We start from the raw sequence: 24668 nt of genomic DNA on the forward strand, positions 1-24668 counted from the left end.
GCGGCGCGACGCCACAACAAACTCAGTGCAGAATCTTCGCCAGAAAATCCTTCGCGCGATCCGACTTCGGATTGGCGAAGAAGTCTTCCTTGCGGTCGTCCTCGACGATCAAGCCCTTGTCCATGAAGATCACGCGGTGCGCGACCTTCTTCGCGAAGCCCATTTCGTGCGTCACGCACATCATGGTCATGCCTTCCTGCGCGAGTTCGACCATCACGTCCAGCACTTCGTTGATCATTTCCGGATCAAGCGCCGAGGTCGGCTCGTCGAACAGCATGGCGATCGGATCCATCGACAACGCGCGCGCAATCGCCACGCGCTGTTGCTGACCACCCGACAACTGGCCCGGAAACTTGTCCGCATGCGCACGCAGGCCGACGCGATCGAGCAGTTTCAAACCCTTCGCCGTAGCCTCGTCGTTTGAGCGGCCGAGCACCTTCACCTGCGCGAGCGTGAGGTTCTGCACGATCGACAGATGCGGGAACAGCTCGAAGTGCTGGAACACCATGCCGACCTTGGCACGCAGCTTCGACAGATTGGTTTTCTTGTCGGTGAGCGACTGGCCGTTGATGACGATCTCGCCCTTCTGGAACGGCTCGAGGCCGTTGACCGTTTTGATCAGCGTGGATTTGCCCGAGCCCGACGGCCCGCACACCACCACCACTTCACCCTTTTTGACTTCCGTCGTGCAGTCGGTCAGCACTTGAAACTGGCCGTACCACTTCGAAACATTCTTGATAGAGATCATCTTGCGACCTTTTTCTGAAGACCTTTGACGAGGCTCGACGCGACCACACAGATCACGAAATAACATGCGCCCGCGAACAGTACCATCTCGACATTCGTACCGTCACGGTCGCCAATATTCGTGGCGGTGCGGAAGAAGTCGGCGAGGCTGATCACGTAGACGAGCGACGTATCCTGAAACAGCACGATACCTTGCGTGAGCAGCAGCGGCACCATGGCGCGGAACGCCTGCGGCAGCACGATCAGACGCATGGACTGCGCGTACGTCATGCCGAGCGCGAACGACGCGTTGACCTGCCCGCGCGCCACCGACTGAATGCCCGCGCGGATAATCTCCGAATAGTAAGCCGCCTCGAACAGCGAGAAAGCGACCATGGCCGACGCGAGGCGAATGTCGATATCCGGCGACAAACCGAGCACGTTTTGCAGCACTTGCGGGACGATCAGGAAGAACCACAGCAGCACCATCACCAGCGGGATGGAACGGAAAATCGTCACGTAGCCCTTCGCGAACCACTCGAAGGGTTTGAACGACGACAGCCGCAACATGGCGAGAATAGTGCCCCAGACGATACCGAACACGATTGCGATCAGCGTGATCTTGAACGTGACGATGGCGCCGGTCCACAGCGTAGGCAATGCGCCCGGAATACCGCTCCAGTCGAAATGATGCATTACTTGCCTCCGATATAGCCGGGCAACCGGGTCTTGGCTTCGACCCAGCGCATGAGTTGCATCACGACCAGATTGATCAGCATGTACGCGATCGTGACCGCGATGAACGACTCATACGTCTGCGACGTGTAGTCGACCAGTTGGCGCGCCTGAGCGGACAGATCGAGCAGACCGATCGTCGACGCCACCGCCGAGTTCTTGAAGATATTCAGAAACTCGGAAGTCAGCGGCGGCACGATGATGCGGTAGGCGACCGGCAGCAGCACATAGCGGTACGTCTGCCATTGCGTGAAGCCCATGGCCAAACCTGCGGCGCGCTGACCCTTCGGTAACGCGTTGATCCCCGAGCGCACCTGCTCGCACACGCGCGCAGCCGTGAATAGCCCGAGACAGATAATCGACGACGAGAAAAACTGCGCGCTCGGCGGCAGTTGCTTGAACCAGTTGCCGATCGAAGCGGGCAGCAACTCCGGTATCACCAGATACCAGATGAAGAACTGCACGATCAGCGGGATGTTACGGAAAATCGCGACATAGAGCGTGCCGATGCCCGACGCCCATTTATTCGGCACCGTGCGCAGCACGCCGAACAACGAACCGACGATCAGCGCGATCACCCACGCCGACAGCGACACGGTAATCGTCACCCAGAAGCCCGACAGCAGCCAGCCCAGATACGTGGTCGGCTCGCCGGTGGAGACGGGACTCAGCAGAATGCCCCAGTTCCAGTGATATGACATGACCAAGACTCCAGCAAAAAGAAACGGAAGAAGCGCGTGGCCCCTTCCGTTTCGTTCAGCGTTTCAAAAAAACAGCTAAGGTTTAATCGATTGCCTTGTCATTCGGGCTCTTGTAGAGCGCCTTGATGTCGTCGCTTTCCGGGAAGTTCAGGTTCAGGCCCTTCGGCGGGATCGGCGATTCGAACCACTTCTTGTAGATCGCGTCGGCTTCGCCCGAGGTTTCGACCTTGGCGATCGCGTCGTCGACGACCTTCTTGAATTCCGGATCGTTCTTGCGGATCATGCAGCCGTACGCTTCATGCGATTGCGGCGTGCCGACAATCACGAAATCGCCCGGATTGTTCGACTTCGCGCGTTCGCCCGCGAGCAGCGCGTCGTCCATCATGAAGGCAGCGGCGCGGCCCGTGGAGAGCGTCAGGAACGACTCGCCGTGGTCCTTCGCGCTGATGATGTTCATGCCCATGCTCTTGTCCTGGTTCATCTTGCGAAGCAGGCGCTCGGACGTGGTGCCGGCGGTCGTGACGACCGTCTTGCCCTTCAGGTCCGCCCAGTCCTTGATGCCGGAGTCTTTCTTGGTCATCAGGCGCGTGCCGATCACGAAGATCGTGTTCGAGAAGGCAGCCTGCTGCTGACGTTCAGCATTGTTCGTGGTCGAGCCGCATTCCATGTCCACGGTGCCGTTCTGCACCAGCGGAATACGGTTTTGCGACGTGACCGGCGTGAGCTTGACCTTCAGGTTCGGCATGTTCAGCTTCTGCTTCACTGCCTCTACGACCTTCAGCGCGAATTCCTGCGAGTAGCCGATGACGTTCTGCTTGTCGTCGTAATACGAAAACGGGATCGACGATTCGCGATGACCCAGCGAAATGACGCCCGTGTCCTTGATCTTTTTCAGCGTACCAGCGTCTTGCGCATGCGCGCCCACCGTAAACAGTCCGAGAGTCGCGAGCAGCAGCGCAGCTTTTTTAACCTTCATGTGTGATCTCCTTGGCAAGAACCGGCGCCAGTTTAGCAAAGTAATTATTCTGAAAGTATGGCTATAAACCATGTTGTTGCGCGCGCGCCGCTAGGGGTTTGCGGCGCTTCGGGGGCAGGTCGGTCAACCTTTCCGCATATGCAAAGGCGGGCGGCATCGATACGATGCCGCCCGCCGGGTCGAACACGCAGTCTTGTGGACCGCGCTGAAGCAAGGATTGGCGGCGGTCCCGCGGGGTAGCGGAACCGCCGTTTGAAGGGGAAAAGAAGCCAAAAGAAGCCGATAGATCAGGGATACAGGCCGCGCAGTTCGCGTGCTTCCAGGATCCGCTTACATGCGACGATAAACGCCGCAGTCCGCACGGACACCTTCTGCTCGCTCGACACTTGCCACACTGCGGCAAACGCTTCACGCATCACGCGCTCGAGGCGCTGGTTGATCTCGTCTTCCGTCCAGAAGAAGCTCGAGAAGTCCTGCACCCACTCGAAGTACGACACGGTCACGCCGCCGGCGTTGGCCACCACGTCCGGAATCACGAGGATGCCGCGATCGTGCAGGATGTCGTCCGCAGCCGTGGTGGTCGGGCCGTTCGCGCCTTCCACGACGATCTTCGTCTTGATCTTGCTGGCGTTCTTTTCGGTGATCTGGTTTTCCAGCGCCGCCGGAATCAGGATGTCCGATTCGACGGTCCAGAACTCCTCGTTCGTGACTGCGTCGGCTTCGGGGAAACCACCCACGCCGCCGGTCTTGGCCACGTGTTCGAGCAGTGCGACGGCGTCGATACCGGTGGACTTGTACAGCGAGCCGGTGTGATCCTGCACCGCGACCAGCTTCGAACCGGCTTCCTGGAACAGACGCGCCGCTATACCGCCCACGTTACCGAAACCTTGAACCGCAATGCGAGCGCCTTCGATGTCGACACCGATACGGCGTGCGGCTTCCGACGCCGTCACGAACACGCCGCGGCCCGTCGCCTCGCGGCGGCCAAGCGAACCGCCCAGCGTGATCGGCTTGCCCGTCACGACGCCAGTGGCCGTTTGGCCCTGGTTCATGGAGTACGTGTCCATCATCCACGCCATGATCTGCTCGTTCGTGTTCACGTCCGGCGCGGGAATGTCGGTATTCGGTCCGATGATGATGCCGATTTCGCTGGTGTAGCGGCGCGTCACGCGCTCCAGTTCACCACGCGACAAGGTGCGCGGGTCGACACGGATGCCGCCCTTCGCGCCGCCGTACGGCACGTTCACCGCAGCGTTCTTCACCGACATCCACGCCGACAAGGCCATCACTTCCGACAACGTCACGTCCTGGTGGTAACGCACACCGCCCTTGCCCGGACCGCGCGACACGTTGTGCTGCACGCGATAGCCTTCGAAGTGAGCGACCGTGCCGTTATCGAGTTCGATAGGCACGTCGACGATCAGAATGCGCTTCGGGCGCTTCAGGGTTTCGAGCCAGCGGGACAGGGAGCCGAGGTACGGGGCGACGCGATCCACCTGACGCAGGTAGTTGCCCCACGGGCCGAGATCGTCTTTATTCAGGTAGGAAGGAACCGACTGCAACGTTGATGCGGATTGGGCTGCTTGTGCTGCCTGTTGCTGGGATGACATGAACGCTCCGGCGTTGAACGAATGTCAGCATTGTGGAAAAACGCCGTTTTGAAATCCAATGCCGTTTCCTTATCCGATTATGTTTTTTTTGCATAACCATCAAGAAGCCGCAAATTCGCGTCGTAAGGAGGCAGGATTTCAGGCCGTGCCTTGCGCGAGTTCCTGCGACACCACCTCCCACAATTGACGCGCGAGTATCTGTCGCGCATCGTCGCTCTTCGCCGCGAGCTTGTCGCGATAGAGGCGGATCTCCATGGTCAGTGTGAGCTGGCCTTCCGGCGTGCCGCGGGTGGCGCGGTCCAGACGGATCAGCTTGCCGTCGGCGACCGCGTCCTCGACCGCGCTGTGCGGCAGGAAGGCGATGCCGTGCCCGGCCAGCGCCATCGCCTTGAGTCCCTCGGCCATGTCGGTTTCGTAGAGGCGGTCGAGATACAAGCGCTCCGGCGCGTTGGCGAGTATCACTTCGGTCATGCGTCCCAGATAGGCGTTCGGCGTGTACGACAGGTAAGGCGTGGGCGCCTCGCCCGTGCCCGGCAACGTGTGACGCGGCCGGCCGGCGCGGCCCGGCGCCGAAAACGGACTGATCGGTTCGTTGCCGAGCGTCAGCATGTCGTAGCGGCCCGGATCGAGCGCGACCGGATGGCTGGGATGGTGATAGCCCATCATCAGATCGCAGCCGCCTTCCACCAGCGACAACGCCGCGTCGTGCACGTTCAGGGCGCGCAGACGCGTGTGGATCGGACCCAGATGGGCTTCGATCCGCTGCAGCCAGCGTGGAAAGTAAGTCAGCGACAACGTGTGCGGCACGGCGAACTCGATGGTCGCCTGTGGCGTTGCCGTATGGCCGCGCAGCAGCGCGCGCGCTTCGTGGAACTGCGAGAGCATCGCGAGCGCCTGTTCGTTGAATACCTGGCCGGCCGCCGTGAGCCGCGTCGGATAGACCGAGCGGTCGATCAACTCCGTGCCGAGCCATGCTTCGAGCGCCTGAATCCGCCGGGAGAACGCCGGCTGCGTGACGTGGCGCAATTCAGCCGAGCGGCTGAAACTACGCGTTTCCGCGAGCGAAACGAAGTCTTCGAGCCATTTCAGTTCCATGCGGGGCCTGCTGCCGACGGGAGAGAGGAAGTCAGCATTCTAGTGGGTGTCGTGAGACCGCCACGTGCGGCCGTGCGCGAGATCGCGTGATAACCCCACGTCAGAAATCGGATTGCGCCGATGGCGCCGCCCGGCCGCGAGCCGCTATCTTGCTGCGCGCACGCCCCGGCGGCAGCGCGCCGCACCCTCCATCAACTCTCTCTGATAACGCGCCTTCCCGTGCGCGAGACCCGCCATGTCCCCACTCGTCTCCATCATCACGCCGACGGCCCATCGCGACCGCTTCCTGCCGGCCATCGCGCGCTGCGTGCTGCGCCAGCAGGTCGACTGGGAATGGCTGATCCTCGACGACAGCCCCGAGCCGAGCGCGTATTTGCAGGCGCTGGCTTTGCAGGACGCGCGCATTCGCTACTTTCATTGCCCCGCGCGCATGTCGATCGGCGCCAAGCGCAACGCGCTGATCGCGGAATCGCGCGGCTCGCTCGTCGCCCATTTCGACGATGACGACCACTACGCGCCGCACTACCTCGCGCACATGGTCACGACGATGCAGGAGAACCGAGCGGACCTCATCAAGCTGTCGGGCTTCTTCATGTACGCGCCGCACACGCAGTTCTTCGGCTACATGGACCTGAACGCCAAGGTAGGCCTGCACTACGAATTGAGCGGGCGTTCGGTCAGCCCTATCGAATTCCACGAGAAGATGCAGATCGGCGCGGACTTCATTCTGTTCTACGGCTTCTCCTATGTGTACGACAAAGCGCTTGCCGCGGTCTCGGCCTTCGACGACATCAATCTGTGTGACGACGAGAGCTTCATCCGGCGTGTAGTCGAAGCGGGCCGCAACGTGATCGCGGTGGACGATCCGCAGGCGAGTTGCCTGCATCTGGTCCATCCCGCCTCCACCTCGCGCTGCTTTTCGCGCTACTCGCTGCCGCCGTTCACGCTGCCGACCCTGTTCCCCGGCTACGAAGGTTATCCGGGCTAGCAGCACGGGCGTTACGCCGGCGCCGCGTGGCGCCGCGCCGAAATCGGCCAGTCGGCGTCCGGTGGTAAAATTCGCGGTTCCCGCAGTTTCCTCCGCGTTTTCACCCTTGCGCCACGCCGCCATCATGTCCGACACCCATCCCGACACCCTCTTCGCGCTGAACGCGCTCTCCCCGCTCGACGGCCGCTACGCCTCGAAAACCGAAGCCCTGCGCGACTGGCTCTCGGAAGCCGCTTTCATGCGCAATCGCGTGACCGTCGAAGTCCATTGGTTGATCGCGCTCTCGCGCGCCGGTTTCGCCGAAGTGCCGCGCTTTTCCGAAGCGTCCGAGCAATTCCTGCTGCAACTGGCCGAGCGCTTCACCGCGCACGACGCCGCGCGCATCAAGGAAATCGAACGTGTGACGAATCACGACGTGAAGGCGGTCGAGTACTGGCTAAAAGAATCGGTGAAGGGCCAGGCGGAACTGGAGCGCGCGAGCGAGTTCATCCACTTCGCCTGCACGTCGGAAGACATCAACAACACGTCGCACGGCCTGATGCTGGCGGGCGCCCGCGAACACGTGATCCTGCCGGCGCTGCGCTCGGTGCATCAGCGTCTCGTCGCTCTCGCCCACGCGCACGCCGAACAGCCGATGCTGTCGCGCACGCACGGCCAGCCGGCCAGCCCGACCACGCTCGGCAAGGAACTCGCCAATGTCGCGGCCCGCCTGGAACGCGCGATCGATCGTATCGCCAAGGTCGAACTGCTGGGCAAGATGAACGGCGCGGTCGGCAACTTCAACGCGCATCTCTCTGCGTATCCGGAGTTCGACTGGGAAGCGTTCTCGCGCGAAGTCGTCGAGCAACGTCTGAAACTCACCTTCAATCCGTACACGATCCAGATCGAGCCGCATGACTATATGGCCGAACTGTTCGACGCGGTCTCGCGCGCCAACACGATCCTGCTGGATCTGGACCGCGACGTGTGGGGCTATATCTCGGTCGGTTACTTCAAGCAGCGCACCAAGGCGGGCGAAATCGGTTCGTCGACCATGCCGCATAAGGTCAACCCGATCGACTTCGAAAACTCGGAAGGCAATCTGGGCCTGGCTAACGCCACGCTGCGTCACCTCGCCGACAAGCTGCCGGTCTCGCGCTGGCAGCGTGACCTGACCGATTCGACGGTGCTGCGCAATATCGGCGTCGCGTTCGGTTACTCGCTGCTCGCGTACGATTCGCTGATCCGCGGCCTGGACAAGCTGGAAGTGAATGCGCAGCGTCTGAACGAAGACCTCGACAACTGCTGGGAAGTGCTGGCCGAGCCGGTGCAAACGGTGATGCGCCGTTACGGTATCGAGAATCCGTACGAGCAGTTGAAGGAACTGACGCGCGGCAAGGGCATCACGCGTGAAGCGCTGCAAACGTTCGTCAATGGCCTCGCGATTCCGCAGGACGCGAAAGATCGTTTGCTCGCGATGACGCCGGGCTCCTATATCGGCAAGGCAGTCGAATTGGCTAAGCGGATCGCTTAAGCGGTCTCGATTGCCGATTGCCTCGTTAAAGTCGAGGAGTAAAAAAACCGCTCCGTGGAGCGGTTTTTCATTTGCAGCAGCGAAACAAGCTCACTTGCGCGCTTCGACCTGCTTCAGCACCTCGACGACGATTTCTTCCGGGGACAATTCGATGCTCACCGTGATCGCTTCGTCCGGGCCCGGCTCTTCGAGCGTATCGAGCTGGCTTTGCAGCAGCGACGGATCGAAGAAATGCCCGGTGCGCGTGGTCAGACGCTGCTCCAGCACCTCACGCGAACCCTTCAGATACACGAAGCACACGTCCTTGTCGCCATCGCGCAAAACGTCGCGGTACGAGCGCTTCAGCGACGAGCACGTGAACACGGCCGTCTCGCCCGCCTTCTGCTTCTCGACAATCGCGGCACGGATGGTTTGCAGCCACGGCCACCGGTCTTCATCGGTAAGCGGAATGCCGTGGTGCATTTTCTCTTTGTTGGCGGCGCTGTGAAACGCGTCGCCATCGGTGAACGCGCAATGCAGGCGTTCCGCCAGCATTTCGCCAATTCTCGTCTTGCCGGCGCCCGACACGCCCATTGCGATCAGAATCATCAAAAACTCCTTACACGACCGCCGCGAGTGCGAAGGTCAAACCCAAGCCCATCAGTGAAATGATGGTTTCGAGGAGCGACCATGTCTTGAAGGTCTGCCCCACCGTCATACCGAAGTATTCCTTGATCAGCCAGAAACCGCCGTCGTTCACGTGCGAGAAGATCAGCGAGCCCGAACCGGTGGCGAGCACCAGCAATTCCGGCTCGACATGCACGCCGCTAGCCGAAGCGATCGGTGCGACGATGCCGCACGCGGTGGTCATGGCGACCGTCGCCGAACCCGTGGCCAGACGGATCAGTGCGGCCACCAGCCAGCCGAACAACAGCGGCGACAGATGCATGGCCGTTGCCACGTTGACGATTTCCTTCGAGATACCGCTATCCATCAGCACGCGCCCGAAACCGCCGCCCGCGCCGACGATCAGCGTGATGCCCGCGATCGGCGCGAGACAGTCGCCGCAAAATTTCTGGATCTGCTCGCGAGTGAAACCGCGGCTCGCACCGAAGGTCCAGAAGCTCACCAGCACCGCGATCAGCAGCGCGACGTCCGAATTGCCGGCGAAGTGCAGCAGATCGTTCGGCAAGGTTTTCGGCGTGGTGAAGAGATCGGCCCAGCTTCCCACCAGCATCAGAATCACCGGCAGCAGGATCGTGAGCAGCGTGACGCCGAAGCTCGGCAGTTCGCGCTTGGGTGCCACGTTCTGCGCTGCGTTCTGCGCGCCGTTTTTGGTCTCGTCACCGTGGCCGAGAAATTGCGCGGCTAGCGCGTTCTCTTTCGGCAGCTTGATGTAGCGGCTGATCAGCAACGCGAACAGCGGACCCGCGACGATCGCGGTCGGCACACCGACGATCAGCCCATAAGCGATGGTCCTGCCGATATCCGCGTGATACGCCTGCACCGCGAGCATCGCGGCCGGATGCGGCGGAAGCAGGCCGTGCACGACGGACAGACCCGCGACCATCGGCAAGCCGACCAGCAGCAACGACTTGTTGGTGCGCTTGGCGACGTTGAACGCGATCGGAATCAGCAGCACGAAACCGACTTCGAAGAACACCGGCAAGCCGACGATGATCGCCACGATCATCATGGCCCAATGGATGTTCTTCTCGCCGAAGAAGTTGATCAACGTGGTGGCGATGCGCTCGGCGCCGCCCGACTCGGCCATCATCTTGCCGAGCATGGTGCCCAGACCGACCACGATGGCGATATGCCCAAGCGTATTGCCGTTACCCGTTTCGAACGATTTGACGATGGTCGCCATCGGCATGCCGGATGCAAGACCCAGCAGCAGCGACACGATGATCAGAACGAGGAACGGATAAACCTTGTAGCGTGTGATCAGCAGGATCAGCAATGCGATGGCGATCACCGCGAAGACCAGCAGCGTGCTGCCGTGGACAGCTTCCATGAAGCTCCTCCTTTTGCGTTATTGATTGTGAGTGCGTGCGGAACACAGCCAGCACCGTGTCTCACGGCGACCTGTACGGGGCCTTGAAACCGGGCTGACCGCGCGGACGCTGAATTTTACTGTTTGTTATCTCAAGACGTGCGCCAATTCTCCGCGCATATCGCAAAAAGAGCCTCGCCGAGACAGCCTGAACAGCTGTATCGACGAGGCTCCTTCGTGTCGGACCTTGATAAAGGGTTAACGAGCGCGCGGATTCGACCTAGTGAGCCGGCGCCGCCAGCTGGCTCGCGGCACGCGCCAGACGCGTGACCTCGTCCCAGTTTTGCGCGGCGAGCGCGGCTTTCGGCGTGAGCCATGAGCCGCCCACGCACACCACGTTCGGCAGCGACAGGAAATGCGTGGCCGTTTCCGCCGTGATGCCGCCGGTCGGGCAGAACTTCAGATTCGGGAACGGGCCGTGGAACGCTTGCAGCATCGGCACGCCGCCGGCTTGCTGCGCCGGGAAAAACTTCACGATCTCGTAGCCGAGCTCGAGCGCCGCGATGATGTCCGACGGCGTCATCACGCCCGGCAGCAGCGGCAAGCCCGCATCCTGCGCGGCCTTGTGCATGTCTCTTGTCAGGCCCGGCGAGACGCCGAACTGCGCGCCCGCCTTCTTGGCCTGAGCGCAATGCTCGGGCTTCGTAATCGTACCGACACCCACCACGATATCTTCGGCCAACTGGCTCGCGCGTTCGATCGCTTCGAGGCCTGCTGCGGTGCGCAAGGTGATTTCCAGCACCTTCACGCCGCCCGCGTGCAACGCGCGCGACACGTGTTCACCCTGTTCGACCGAGTCGAACGCGAGCACCGGAATCACCGGGCCGAGGCGCACGATATCGCTTACTGTTTTCGACGTCATAGTCAGACTCCTTGTTCTGCAGCACTTGGCTGGCTTGAGTGGTGCTTGTTGGGTGCCGATTTGCTGCTTGCGTGCCGCTAGCGTGTTTCAGGTGTGCGCTTTGGCTTTTTCGCCGTGACGCGCAGCCTCGTGAGTGTCGTGCGACGCTGCATGAGGCGCCGCGTGCTCGCCCACCATCGCGCCGAATACCGACGCACCCTGCTCCGCCGGCGCCGCCGCCGCGCGGAACACGCCGAACAGCTCACGGCCGAAGCCGACTTCGTTCGCCGCCTGATGCTGCGGCACGGCGCCCTGGCGCGCGCTCCATTCCGCCGCGTCGATTTCGATGTCGAGCACGCCGGCGTCGGCGTCGATCACCAGCATGTCGCCCGTGCGCACCTTGCCGATCGGCCCTTGCAGCAATGCTTCCGGCGACAGATGAATCACCGCCGGCACCTTGCCCGACGCGCCGGACATGCGGCCGTCCGTGACCAGTGCAACATGGAAACCTTGATCCTGCAACACACCGAGCAGCGGCGTCAAACGGTGTAATTCGGGCATGCCGTTTGCGCGCGCACCCTGGAAGCGCACGACGGCGATGAAGTCGCGCTTCAGCTCGTGCTTGTCGAACGCTTCCTGCACGGCTTCCTGCGAATCGAACACGATCGCCGGCGCCCTCACCTTGCGATGCTGCGCCGCCACCGCCGAAATCTTGATGACGCCGCGCCCGAGCTTGCCCTGCATCAGACGCAGGCCGCCGTCCGGCTGGAACGGTTCCTTGATGCCGCGCAGCACCGCGGTGTCTTCGCTCGCTGCCGCACCCGGCACCCATTGCAGCTTGCCGTCGATCAGCTTCGGCTCTTCGGTGTAGTGCTTGAGCCCCTTGCCTGCGACCGTGTTCACGTCTTCGTGCAGCAAGCCGCCTTCGAGCAGATTGCGCACGAGGAACGCGACGCCGCCGGCTGCGTGGAAGTGGTTCACGTCGGCCTTGCCGTTCGGATAGATTTTCGCGAGCAGCGGCACGGCTTGTGACAGCGTATCGAAATCATCCCAATCGATCACGATGCCGGCCGCGCGTGCAATCGCGACCAGATGCAGCGTGTGGTTGGTCGAGCCACCCGTCGCCAGCAAGGCCACGATGCCGTTGACAATCGCCTTTTCGTCGACCACGTGGCCGATCGGCATGTAGTTGCCGCGCTCGACCGTCAGATCGAGCACGCGGCGCGCGGCCTGCGCGGTCAGCGCATCGCGCAGCGGTGTGTGCGGATGCACGAAGGCCGAACTCGGCAGATGCAGGCCCATCACTTCCATCAGCATCTGATTGCTGTTGGCCGTGCCGTAGAACGTGCAGGTGCCGTGGCTGTGATACGCGGCGGCTTCCGCTTCGAGCAGCGCGCCGCGGTCGCATTGGCCGGTCGCGAAGAGTTGGCGCGTCTTGGCTTTGTCGTCATTGGACAGGCCGCTGCCCATCGGGCCGGCCGGCACGAAGATGGTTGGGATATGGCCGAATTGCAGCGCGCCGATCAACAGGCCCGGCACGATCTTGTCGCAGATGCCCAGGCACAGCGCCGCGTCGAACATGTTGTGCGTGAGCGCGACCGCCGTGCTCATGGCGATGACCTCGCGCGAGAACAGCGACAGTTCCATGCCCGCATTGCCTTGCGTGACACCGTCGCACATGGCCGGCACGCCGCCCGCGAATTGCGCGACGCCGCCGTTTTCGCGCGCGGCCTGCTTGATGATGTCCGGGTAGTTTTTGTACGGGGCGTGGGCCGACAGCATCTCGTTGTACGAGGACACGATGCCGATGTTTGGCTCGCGAATCTGCTTGATGACGAGCTTGTCGTTGCCTTCGAGGCCGGCGAAACCGTGAGCCAGATTGGCGCAGGAGAGCGCGCCGCGCGCCGGGAACTTGCCCTGCGCCTGGTGGATGCGGGCGAGATACGCCTCACGAGTGGGCTTGCTACGCTCGACCACGCGCTGCGTGACCTTCAACAATTGCGAATGCGGGGAAACCATCGGAGCTCCTTCGTCGCTGGCCTAAGACGCGCAGGCGATGCGCGCACGATGCCAGGTGGGTATCGCGGGGGCGTCGGATCAACCGACATCGTCATGTTAGTAGAAAAACTACACGATCGCAATGTGGATTCTTGTTGCGACGCCGCATCGCTGAATCGGCAGAAGCCCTTTACTGGCGGCCCGCCGCCATATTCCAACAACATCCTAGGGAATACACCTACGCGCTAAATGTAGTTTTTGTACCTTTCTGGCAATCAGCTATAGTCCACGCATTCTTCAGCATAGTGCGAGTTTTCCGATGATGCTGTCCCAAGTCGAAGAGATGCGCGAGCAGTTGCGGCCGTCCGAGCGCAAGCTGGCCGACTATGTGATCGAGTCGCCACGCGAGGTGCTCGATCTGTCGATGACCGAAGTCGCCGCCCGCGCGGGCGTCAGCCAGCCGACCATCGCGCGGTTCTGTCGCGCGTTGGGCTTTTCGGGGTTTCGTGAGTTCAAGATCCGGCTGGCGCAAGGTATCGCGTCCGGCGTGCCGACCGTCTATCGCGACGTGCGGCCGGACGAAGGTGCGTCCGGGCTGATCGCCAAAGTGTTCGACCGGACCATCGGCACGCTGATCGAGGTGCGCAACAGCCTGTCGCCGGACAGCATCGAAGCGGCCGTCGAACTGCTGGCGAACGCGGCGCGCATCGAGTTTTACGGCGCGGGCGGCTCGGGCATCGCCGCGCAGGATATACAGCACAAGTTCTTCCGGCTCGGCATGCCGAGCGTCGCGTACTCCGATCCGCACACGTATTCGATGTCGGCGGCGCTGCTCGAACCCGGCGACGTCGTCGTGGCGATTTCCAATACCGGCCGCACGCGCGACATCATCGATTCAGCGCGCTCCGCGCTCGCGCGCGGTGCCAAAGTGATTGCCATCACGCACGGCAGTTCGCCGCTCGCACGGGTCGCGAGCATTTGCCTGTTCTCGAACGTCGTGGAAGAAAACGACGTGTTCTCACCGATGACCTCGCGCATGTCGCATCTCGCGATCGGCGACATTCTGGCGGTCGGCGTGGCGCTCAGGCGCGGACCCGAACTCGTCGAAAGGCTCGGCCAGGCGAAAGGCGTAATCGGCCGGCTGCGCATCGACGGCGAGCCCTGAAGCGCCGGAATAGAAAAAAGGCCTGCGCGACGGCAGGCCTTTGATGGTCAAACTTTTGCGTCGCCCGATTTACTCGGCGAAGACGCGCACGTCGACACGACGGTTTTGCATACGACCTTCGGCGGTTGCGTTCGTGGCGACCGGATCAGCGCTGCCCATGCCTTTCGATGAGAACTGGTCAGCCTGAAGGCCGCCGTCGCGCAGATAAGCGACGACAGCCGCGGCACGCGCTTCGGAGAGCATCCGGTTATGCGGCTCGGAGCCTGTCTTATCGGTATAGCCGATCACGGTCACGCGACGAAGGTGCACTTCCTTGTTCACGCGCAGGAACTGATCAAGATTGTCCTTGGCGACCGCGCTGAGTACCGAGCTATCGGTGGCGAAGTTCGCGTTGCCTTGCAACAGCAGACGGCGTTGTTGCACCGTGGCTTGCGGTTGCGGCGCGGGTTGCTGCTGCGCGATCACCACCGGCGCCGGCTGCTGTACGACTGGCTGCGTCACCGGCTGCTGCACGGCAGGCGTACCGCACATGAAGGTTGCTTCACGCGGATCTTTCTTCGGCTCGTTGTTGCGTACGCCGTCAATCGATTCGAGCCAGGTGACGGGCTGGGCTTTACAAGTTTCTTCGGCCACGCGCACACAAGCCTGCGAGCTTTCGAAAAGTCCCTGACAGGTCACGTGATAAGTGCGTGCCTGCTGGTTCGGCGCGCTAATGGCGTGCAACGTATAGGTCGCACCAGACTGCGTGTTACATGCGGCGAGCGCGGCGACGAACGCGCCGAGCAACGGCGCGCGGAGATATTTAAAAAGAGTCGAGTTCATTTCAACGGATTCAGTGTTTAAAGCGCCGCCGTTGCTGCGTGTGCTGCCAACAACGGCGCGCTTTCAGTTAGGAAATCTGCGGATCAGGGCCGACGGATGGAATTTGCATCCCATCCGTCGAGGCGCTTACCACTGATAGGAAGCACCCAAGCCGACGGTCGTGCCTTGCGAGCTGGTGCCCGCGCCGGCCTTCATCTTCAGGTTCTCGGTAATACGCGCCGAGATGCCGAGTGCGACAGCGCTCGAACCCTTGTACGTACCGCTGCCGATACCGACCGCGATCGTCTTGCCCTGATCGACGTCCGGAATCATGGTCAGTGCCGTAGCCGCCGCGATACCCGCGTAGGAGTTCTTCGCGACCTGGTTGACGCTGCTCTGCACCGAACTGATCTGCTTGTCGGTGTAGTCCTTCGCGGTCATGCCGGCCGGCATGTTGCCGACGGCCGAACCGATTGCATCGTTCAACTGGCCGACGTTGACCGCGTCGGTCGTTGCCGTACCCGCTGCCACGTTGGTGACCTGGCGTTCGTTGCCCGCCGAGCCCACCGACACCGTGTTAGCACGGTCCGCCACCGAGTTCGCACCCAGCGCCACCGAGTTGGCCGCGCTTGCGCTGGCGTTCGCACCCATTGCCGTCGAATGCGTACCGCTCGCGACCGCTGCTTCCGTGTCACGGTTGCCGTTTGCAGCAAACATCGGGTTGCTAGCTGCGGCGGCAATGTTCGTGACGGTGGAAATCGCCGCGTTCATCTGCGTGACGTTGACTGCGTCGTCGCCGGCCGTGCCTGCTGCCACGTTGTGGATCGTTGTACCGCCTGCAACACCGTTACCCATCGTAATGCTGTTGTAGTTGGTCGTACCGTCCGCGTTGTGGTCGTACGTGACAGCCGTGTTGGTCGTTCCGTTCGGATTGATGATGCCCGACGCCTTCAACTGCGCGACGTTCACTGCATCCGTATCCGCCGTACCGGCCGCCACGTTGGTGATCTGGCGCTCGTTACCCGCCGAGCCCACCGACACCGTGTTGGCGCGATCCGCCACCGAGTTGGAACCCAATGCCACCGAGTTCGCCGCCAGCGATTTCGCGTTACCACCGATCGCCACCGAATCCGCGCCGATTGCCTGGGAATCCGGCAACGCGGAGTTGGCGTGGAAGTACGTGACACCGCCACCATTGCTGATGTTGTTCAGCGTGTTGTTGATGTTGGTGATCGCCGTCGTGTTTTGCGTCGTGCGGTCGTCCAGATTGGTAATCGCGTCACCCACGTTGTTGACGGTCGTGCCGCCCACCTCGTAAGTCGGCGCCGTGATGGAGCCATCCGTGTTCACCGTCGAACCACCGCCGATTGCATTCGCAACGCTCTGCGACACACCGAACAGCTGCGAACCGTTCACCGCATCCACGCTCGTTGCGCTCACTTCACCAGCGGCCACGCCGGTCAGCTTGCGCGAACCCGCCGTACCCGTGAAGTCCACCACCGTACCGTCGCTACCCTTCGCCACGGTGATGTTGCGCGACGTCGCATCCTGCTGCACCAGACCCACCGAACCATTGTTGATGTTGTTCGTGAGGTTGGTGATGTCGCTCGAGTTCTGCGTCACCTGCTGGTTGGTCGCATACAGCTCGCTACCATTGACCGCGTCCGTGCTGGTCGCGCTCAGGCGGCCTGCCGCCACGTTGGTGATGGTGCGCTCGTTACCCACCGAGCCCACGCTCACCGTGCTCGTCGGAGCCGTGCCTGCAAACGTGTAGTTCACGCCGCCGACGGTCGCGCCAGTGGTCGCCACTGCTGCAGCCGTCGTCGAACCCGCGCCCAGTGCCACCGCGCCGGCATTCGCTGCCGATGCGTTGCCGCCGATCGCCACTGCATCCGCGCCCGTTGCCGACGAATCCGCCAGCGTCGAGTTCGAGTGGAAGTACTTGATGCCCGTACCGCCGTTGGTGATGTTGTTCACCACGTTGCTGATGTTGGTGACATTACCCGCGATGTTGCTGACGTTGTTGCTCAGGTTCGTCACGTTGCTGTTCGTCGAGTACAACTGCGAACCGTTGACCGCGTCCGTGCTAGCGGCGCTCAGAACACCCGCCGTTACACCGGTCAGCTTGCGCGAACCCGCCGTACCCGTGAAGTCCACCACCGTACCGTCGCTACCCTTCGCCACGGTGATGTTGCGCGACGTCGCATCCTGCTGCACCAGACCCACCGAACCGTTGTTGATGTTGTTCGTCAGGTTAGTGATGTCGCTCGAGTTCTGCGTCACCTGCTGGTTGGTCGCGTACAGCTCGCTGCCATTGACCGCGTCCGTGCTGGTCGCGCTCAGGCGGCCTGCTGCCACGTTGGTGATTGTGCGCTCGTTACCCACTGAGCCCACGCTCACCGTGCTCGTCGGAGTTGCGCCCGCGAACGTGTAGGTGACGCCACCAATCGTCGTGCCACTGGTCGCCACTGCGGTCATCGTCGTCGAATTCGAACCGAGTGCCACCGAGTTCGCCGTCGTTGCCGATGCGTTGCCACCAATCGCCACTGCATCCGTGCCCGTTGCCGACGAATCCGCCAGCGTCGAGTTCGCGTGGAAGTACTTGATGCCCGTACCGCCGTTGGTGATGTTGTTCACCACGTTGCTGATGTTGGTGACGTTACCCGCGATGTTGCTGACGTTGTTGCTCAGGTTCGAAACGTTGTTGCTGACGTTGTTCACCTTTGCATCTTCCGACTGCAACTGGCTCACGTTCACCGCGTCCGTGGCGTTCAGGCCTGCTGCCACGTTCGTGATGCGACGCTCTGCACCTGCTGCGCCAACCGACACTTCACCACCCAGCGCCGTCGCTGCCGTGATCGCCGAGCCGCCGGCCGGCGTGAAGCCTGCCGTCGTCAGCGTCGTCGAGTTCGCCATCGAGTTCGAACCCAATGCCACCGAGTTCGCCGTCGTTGCCGAAGCGTTGCCACCGATCGCCACTGCGTCCGTGCCCGTTGCCGACGAATCCGCCAGCGTCGAGTTCGCGTGGAAGTACTTGATGCCCGTACCGCCGTTGGTAATGTTGTTCACCACGTTGCTGATGTTGGTGACGTTACCCGCGATGTTGCTGACGTTGTTGCTCAGGTTCGAAACGTTATTGCTGACGTTGTTCACCTTTGCATCTTCCGATTGCAACTGGCTCACGTTCACTGCGTCCGTCGCTGCCAAACCGGCTGCCACGTTCGTGATGCGACGTTCCTTGCCTGCTGCACCGACCGACACTTCACCACCCAGCGCCGTCGCTGCCGTGATCGCCGAGCCGCCGGCCGGCGTGAAGCCTGCCGTCGTCAGCGTCGTCGAGTTCGCCACCGAGTTCGAACCCAGTGCTACCGAGTTCGCCGTCGAGGCCGAAGCGTTGCCACCGATCGCCACTGCGTCCGTACCCGTTGCCGACGAATCCGCCAGCGTCGAGTTCGTGTGGAAGTACTTGATGCCGCCACCGTTGGTGATGTTGTTCACCGTGTTGCTGATGTTGGTGACGTTACCAGCGATGTTCGTCACGTTACCCGCGATGTTGCTGACGTTGTTGCTCAGGTTCGAAACGTTGTTGCTGACGTTGTTCACCTTTGCGTCTTCCGACTGCAACTGGCTCACGTTCACCGCGTCCGTGGCGTTCAGACCCGCTGCCACGTTCGTGATGCGACGTTCCTTGCCCGCTGCGCCAACCGACACTTCACCGCCCAGCGCCGTCGCTGCCGAGATCGCCGTGCCACCAGCCGGCGTGAAGCCTGCCGTCGTCAGCGTCGTCGAGTTCGCCACCGAGTTCGAACCCAGTGCTACCGAGTTCGCCGTCGAGGCCGAAGCGTTGCCGCCGATTGCCACTGCATCCGTGCCCGTTGCCGACGAATCCGCCAGCGTCGAGTTCGTGTGGAAGTACTTGATGCCACCACCATTGGTGATGTTGTTCAACGTGTTGCTGATGTTCGTGACATTGCCTGCAATGTTCGTCACGTTACCCGCGATGTTGCTGACGTTGTTGCTCAGGTTCGAAACGTTGTTGCTGACGTTGTTCACCTTTGCATCTTCCGACTGCAACTGGCTCACGTTCACCGCGTCCGTGGCGTTCAGACCCGCTGCCACGTTCGTGATGCGACGTTCCTTGCCCGCTGCGCCAACCGACACTTCACCGCCCAGCGCCGTCGCTGCCGAGATCGCCGTGCCACCAGCCGGCGTGAAGCCTGCCGTCGTCAGCGTCGTCGAGTTCGCCACCGAGTTCGAACCCAGTGCTACCGAGTTCGCCGTCGAGGCCGAAGCGTTGCCGCCGATCGCCACTGCGTCCGTGCCCGTTGCCGACGAATCCGCCAGCGTCGAGTTCGTGTGGAAGTACTTGATGCCGCCACCGTTGGTGATGTTGTTCACCGTGTTGCTGATGTTGGTGACGTTACCAGCGATGTTCGTCACGTTACCCGCGATGTTGCTGACGTTGTTGCTCAGGTTCGAAACGTTGTTGCTGACGTTGTTCACCTTTGCGTCTTCCGACTGCAACTGGCTCACGTTCACCGCGTCCGTGGCGTTCAGACCCGCTGCCACGTTCGTGATGCGACGTTCCTTGCCCGCTGCGCCAACCGACACTTCACCGCCCAGCGCCGTCGCTGCCGAGATCGCCGTGCCACCAGCCGGCGTGAAGCCTGCCGTCGTCAGCGTCGTCGAGTTCGCCACCGAGTTCGAACCCAGTGCTACCGAGTTCGCCGTCGAGGCCGAAGCGTTGCCGCCGATTGCCACTGCATCCGTGCCCGTTGCCGACGAATCCGCCAGCGTCGAGTTCGTGTGGAAGTACTTGATGCCACCACCATTGGTGATGTTGTTCAACGTGTTGCTGATGTTCGTGACATTGCCTGCAATGTTCGTCACGTTACCCGCGATGTTGCTGACGTTGTTGCTCAGGTTCGAAACGTTGTTGCTGACGTTGTTCACCTTTGCATCTTCCGACTGCAACTGGCTCACGTTCACCGCGTCCGTGGCGTTCAGACCCGCTGCCACGTTCGTGATGCGACGTTCCTTGCCCGCTGCGCCAACCGACACTTCACCGCCCAGCGCCGTCGCTGCCGAGATCGCCGTGCCACCAGCCGGCGTGAAGCCTGCCGTCGTCAGCGTCGTCGAGTTCGCCACCGAGTTCGAACCCAGTGCTACCGAGTTCGCCGTCGAGGCCGAAGCGTTGCCGCCGATCGCCACTGCGTCCGTACCCGTTGCCGACGAATCCGCCAGCGTCGAGTTCGTGTGGAAGTACTTGATGCCGCCACCGTTGGTGATGTTGTTCACCGTGTTGCTGATGTTGGTGACGTTACCAGCGATGTTCGTCACGTTACCCGCGATGTTGCTGACGTTGTTGCTCAGGTTCGAAACGTTGTTGCTGACGTTGTTCACCTTTGCATCTTCCGACTGCAACTGGCTCACGTTCACCGCGTCCGTGGCGTTCAGACCCGCTGCCACGTTCGTGATGCGGCGTTCCTTGCCCGCTGCGCCAACCGACACTTCACCGCCCAGCGCCGTCGCTGCCGAGATCGCCGTGCCACCAGCCGGCGTGAAGCCTGCCGTCGTCAGCGTCGTCGAGTTCGCTACCGAGTTCGAACCCAGTGCCACCGAGTTCGCCGTCGTCGCCGATGCGTTGCCGCCGATCGCCACTGCGTCCGTACCCGTTGCCGACGAATCCGCCAGCGTCGAGTTCGTGTGGAAGTACTTGATGCCACCACCGTTGGTGATGTTGTTCACCGTATTGCTCAGGTTGGTGACGTTGCCTGCGATATTCGCCACGTTGCCGGCAATGTTCGACACGTTCAGGTTCGTCGCATACAACTGCGAGCCGTTCACCGCGTCCGTGCTGGTCGCGCTCAGCGTGCCGGCGGCCATGTTGACCACCTTGCGCTGCGACGTGGACGAACCCACCGACACCGTATTGCTGACATCAGCCACCGAGTTGTAGCCCAACGCCACCGAGTTGGATGCCGACGCCGTCGTGCCCTCGCCAAGTGCAGTTGCCGCGTAATTCGTGGCCGAGCTGTTCGCGCCGATGGCGGTGGCAAAGCCGAAGCTTGACGACGTCCCCTGGGCAAGTGCGTTTTCGCCGATCGCGACGGAGTAACCGGAGTTGCTACCATAGGAATTGAGGGCACCCGCCGTCGCATTACCGCCCAGTGCGACCGACGATCCCGCATTCGCCTGCGCGCCGGTGCCAATGGCGATCAGGTCCACGCCGGTGTTATCGTGAAAAGGCACGGTGTTAGCGCCCGTTCCCATCGCAATGCCGTTGGGGCCCGCTGCCACAGCGCCCCCGCCGATCGCCACCGCGTTCGTACCCGTTGCCGACGAATCCGCCAGCGTCGAGTTCGCGTGGAAATACTTGATGCCGCCACCGTTGGTGATGTTGTTCACCGTGTTGTTGATGTTGGTGACGTTGCCCGCGATGTTGCTGACGTTGTTGCTCAGGTTCGAGACGTTGTTATTGACGTTACTGATGTTCGTGTTCAGCTTGCCCAGTGCCGTGTCCACCGTGCTGAATGCTGAACCGATATTGGTCGCTGCACCCGACGTACCGTCGATCGCGTTCGCATTGGTCAATGCAAAGCTCGGTGCGCTGATCGCACCCGTCGTCGAGTTGTAGGCCGAGCCGCCGCCCAGCGCTGCCGCCGTCGTCGTGCCATCCTGATTGACCTTCGCATCTTCCGACTGCAACTGGCTCACGTTCACCGCGTCCGTTGCAGCAGAACCGGCAGCCACGTTCGTCACCCGACGCTCCGCGCCTGCCGAGCCCACCGACACTTCACCATTGGCCGCCGATGCCGTGCCCGACAGCGTGCCGCTGCCCGGGTTGTAGCCCGCCGCCGACAGGTTTGCCGTCGTCGTCGAGTTGGTACCCAGTGCCACCGAGTTTGCTGCCGATGCGTTCGCTGCGTAACCTAGCGCCACCCCGCCGGATGCCGCTGCGTTTGCTTTTTGGCCGAGCGCAGCCGAGTTTGTGCCGGAAGCAGACGAGAAGGCGCCTACAGTGGTGGATTGGTCACCAGTTGCCTTGGCGAATGCTCCGATCGCCGAGGCGTAATTGCCCGATGCGGTCGAAAAGCTGCCAATTGCATCGGTTGCCCAGTTTGTTGCGTTGGCACCGGTGCCCAATGCAAGAGCCTGTGAAACGCCGGTGCCACTACCTGAGGCGCCGGCAACACCAGCCACGCTGGATTGACCGATGGCGATATTTGCGCCAGGACTTATATTATTGAAGCCGTATGCGGTCGCTTGCCCGCCAAGAGCAATAGCACCCGCGCCATTATTCGCACCGGCAACCGTTTGCGCGCCATTGCCAATCGCGATGTCATTGACACCCACACTCGAAGCAGTTGGGCCAATGGCAACCGAGTTGTAACCCACCGCCGACGAATCCGCCAGCGTCGAGTTCGCGTGGAAGTACTTGATGCCACCACCGTTGGTGATGTTGTTCACCGTATTGCTCAGGTTGGTGACGTCGCCTGCGATATTCGCCACGTTGCCGGCAATGTTCGACACGTTCAGGTTCGTCGCATACAACTGCGAGCCGTTCACCGCGTCCGTGCTGGTCGCGCTCAGCGTGCCGGCGGCCATGTTGACCACCTTGCGCTGCGACGTGGACGAACCCACCGACACCGTATTGCTGACATCAGCCACCGAGTTGTAGCCCAACGCCACCGAGTTGGATGCCGACGCCGTCGTGCCCTCGCCAAGTGCAGTTGCCGCGTAATTCGTGGCCGAGCTGTTCGCGCCGATGGCGGTGGCAAAGCCGTAGCTTGACGACGTCCCCTGGGCAAGTGCGTTTTCGCCGATCGCGACGGAGTAACCGGAGTTGCTACCAAAGGAATTGATGGCACCCGCCTTCGCATTGCCGCCCAGTGCGACCGACGACCCCGCATTCGCCTGCGCGCCGGTGCCAATGGCGATCAGGTCCACGCCGGTGTTATCGTTAAAAGGCACGGTGTTAGCGCCCGTTCCCATCGCAATGCCGTTGCCGCCCCCCGCCACAGCGCCCCCGCCGATCGCCACCGCGTTCGTGCCCGTTGCCGATGAATCCGCCAGCGTCGAGTTCGTGTGGAAGTACTTGATGCCACCACCGTTGGTGATGTTGTTCAACGTGTTGCTGATGTTCGTGACGTTGCCAGCAATGTTCGTCACGTTGCCCGACAGATTGCTGACGTTGTTGCTAAGGTTGTTCACGTTGTTGTTGACCGTGTTCACCTTCGCATCTTCCGACTGCAACTGGCTCACGTTCACCGCGTCCGTCGCTGCCGAACCGGCTGCCACGTTCGTGAGACGACGTTCCTTGCCTGCCGAACCCACCGACACTTCGCCATTGGCCGTCGAAGCCGTGCCCGACAGCGTGCCCGTGCCCGGGTTGTAACCCCCGGCCGACAGGTTCGCCGTCGTCGTCGAAGCCGTACCCAATGCTACAGAGTTCGCTGCCGAGGCCGATGCCGCACCACCGATCGCCACTGAGCTCGCCCCGCTGGCGTTGGCGGAATAGCCGATTGCGCTTGAGAACGACCCGGTCGCTGTCGCGCCAAAACCCATTGCGCTTGAGGACGACCCAACCGCTGTCGCGCCATAGCCGATAGCAACCGCGTTGGTTCCTGTCGCATTGGTATTACCGCCCAGTGCGGTGTTATGCCCCCAGTTGCCCGACGTGCTGTCGGCCACCGAACCCGCACCGATGGCAATGTTGTACGCACCATCCCCACCGTAGGAACTGTAAAGGGAACCAGCGGCCGACGCGTTCTCACCGATCGCGATGGACTTGGCGCCACCACCGGTCACAGCGTTGCCGCCGATGGCGACGCTTTGGGCCGCGCCGGCAGAAGAATCAGCCGCCGTCGAGTTGACATGGAAGTACTCGATGGCCGCGCCACCATTGGTGATGTTGTTCACCGTGTTGTTCAGATTGGTGACGCGGCCGTCCAGATTGCTGAGGGCTGCGCCTACGTTGTTCACGGTCGTACCGCCCACCACATAGCTGGGCGCCGAGATTGCGCCGCTCGCGGTCACCGTCGAGCCGCCGCCAAGCGCGTTCGCCACGCTCTGCGCCGTGCCGTAAAGCTGCGAACCGTTCACCGCGTCAGTGCTGGTCGACGAAATCGTACCGGCTGTCAGATTCACGATCTTGTGATTCTGCATGCTGACCTGGTTCATCATGTTGATGCCGTTAGGTCCGTAGATCGTGACGGTGCCCACAGCATTGCTACCAGATCCGCCGACCATAATGGCGGCGTTAGTAGCATCGCTCTGGAAGTAGTTACCGTTCTCCGAAATAACTACCCCGGTACCATTGCTGACCCCACCCATTCCGTTGTTTGCCGTGGTGTAACAAGTAAACTGGGCGCTAGTATTTTGCCAGGCGCCTGTGCCCACGCCGGAGGAGAAGCTCGCAAAGGAACCAGCGCCGTCCCCACAGTTTTCAACCGTGCCGGCAAAGGCTGTAGGCGCGAGCGTC

General features: G+C 61.9%; 15 protein-coding genes. 3 read left to right on the top strand and 12 right to left on the bottom strand.

The genetic code is table 11. The features are described 5' to 3' along the window. Positions 1–22: 22 nt before the first annotated feature. The 6 genes from B0G80_RS13110 to B0G80_RS13135 form a co-directional block, all read right to left on the bottom strand. Complete coding sequence (locus tag B0G80_RS13110; protein WP_012434314.1) at positions 23–748, bottom strand: amino acid ABC transporter ATP-binding protein; 726 nt, start codon at positions 746–748, stop codon at positions 23–25. After that, a complete protein-coding gene (gltK, locus tag B0G80_RS13115) occupies positions 745–1422 on the bottom strand; it encodes a glutamate/aspartate ABC transporter permease GltK (protein WP_116118276.1) in 678 nt (225 codons plus the stop codon). The genes B0G80_RS13110 and gltK overlap by 4 nt, the downstream gene beginning before the upstream one ends. Beyond that, complete coding sequence (locus tag B0G80_RS13120) at positions 1422–2162, bottom strand: amino acid ABC transporter permease (protein WP_106284011.1); 741 nt, start codon at positions 2160–2162, stop codon at positions 1422–1424. The genes gltK and B0G80_RS13120 overlap by 1 nt, the downstream gene beginning before the upstream one ends. Positions 2163–2244: 82 nt before the next feature. Then, complete coding sequence (locus tag B0G80_RS13125) at positions 2245–3138, bottom strand: glutamate/aspartate ABC transporter substrate-binding protein (RefSeq protein ID WP_106284010.1); 894 nt, start codon at positions 3136–3138, stop codon at positions 2245–2247. 287 nt (positions 3139–3425) lie between these two features. After that, positions 3426–4748 (bottom strand): Glu/Leu/Phe/Val dehydrogenase, encoded by a 1323-nt coding sequence (locus B0G80_RS13130; RefSeq protein ID WP_116118277.1) that lies wholly within the window; start codon positions 4746–4748, stop codon positions 3426–3428. 138 nt (positions 4749–4886) lie between these two features. Beyond that, entirely contained in the window at positions 4887–5843 is a 957-nt protein-coding gene (locus tag B0G80_RS13135) for a LysR family transcriptional regulator (RefSeq protein WP_116118278.1), read from the bottom strand. 235 nt (positions 5844–6078) lie between these two features. On the opposite strand from B0G80_RS13135, the gene B0G80_RS13140 reads away from it, so the two are divergent. Then, on the top strand, positions 6079–6831 hold the full coding sequence (locus B0G80_RS13140) for a glycosyltransferase family 2 protein (RefSeq protein ID WP_116118279.1): 753 nt from the start codon (positions 6079–6081) through the stop codon (positions 6829–6831). A gap of 124 nt (positions 6832–6955) precedes the next feature. After that, a complete protein-coding gene (purB, locus tag B0G80_RS13145) occupies positions 6956–8344 on the top strand; it encodes an adenylosuccinate lyase (RefSeq protein WP_116118280.1) in 1389 nt (462 codons plus the stop codon). 90 nt (positions 8345–8434) lie between these two features. Here purB and B0G80_RS13150 read toward each other — a convergent pair whose 3' ends face one another. The 4 genes from B0G80_RS13150 to edd form a co-directional block, all read right to left on the bottom strand. Next, on the bottom strand, positions 8435–8932 hold the full coding sequence (locus B0G80_RS13150) for a gluconokinase (protein WP_106284005.1): 498 nt from the start codon (positions 8930–8932) through the stop codon (positions 8435–8437). Positions 8933–8942: 10 nt separating this feature from the next. Beyond that, entirely contained in the window at positions 8943–10340 is a 1398-nt protein-coding gene (locus tag B0G80_RS13155; RefSeq protein WP_116118281.1) for a GntP family permease, read from the bottom strand. Positions 10341–10599: 259 nt separating this feature from the next. Then, entirely contained in the window at positions 10600–11241 is a 642-nt protein-coding gene (eda, locus tag B0G80_RS13160; protein WP_106284003.1) for a bifunctional 4-hydroxy-2-oxoglutarate aldolase/2-dehydro-3-deoxy-phosphogluconate aldolase, read from the bottom strand. An 87-nt stretch (positions 11242–11328) separates the two neighbouring features. Continuing rightward, entirely contained in the window at positions 11329–13239 is a 1911-nt protein-coding gene (gene edd, locus B0G80_RS13165) for a phosphogluconate dehydratase (RefSeq protein WP_116118282.1), read from the bottom strand. A 298-nt stretch (positions 13240–13537) separates the two neighbouring features. Here edd and B0G80_RS13170 point away from each other — a divergent pair, with 298 nt between their 5' ends. Further along, positions 13538–14383, top strand: coding sequence for a MurR/RpiR family transcriptional regulator (locus B0G80_RS13170; RefSeq protein WP_116118283.1), 846 nt, complete (start codon positions 13538–13540; stop codon positions 14381–14383). 69 nt (positions 14384–14452) lie between these two features. Here the strand turns inward: B0G80_RS13170 and B0G80_RS13175 are convergent, their stop codons facing one another. Further along, a complete protein-coding gene (locus tag B0G80_RS13175) occupies positions 14453–15205 on the bottom strand; it encodes an OmpA family protein (protein WP_116118284.1) in 753 nt (250 codons plus the stop codon). A gap of 126 nt (positions 15206–15331) precedes the next feature. Continuing rightward, positions 15332–24409, bottom strand: coding sequence for a YadA-like family protein (locus B0G80_RS13180; protein WP_408968016.1), 9078 nt, complete (start codon positions 24407–24409; stop codon positions 15332–15334). Positions 24410–24668: the final 259 nt, after the last annotated feature.

The sequence above is a fragment of the Paraburkholderia sp. BL6669N2 genome, from assembly GCF_003387275.1.
GTDB lineage: Bacteria > Pseudomonadota > Gammaproteobacteria > Burkholderiales > Burkholderiaceae > Paraburkholderia.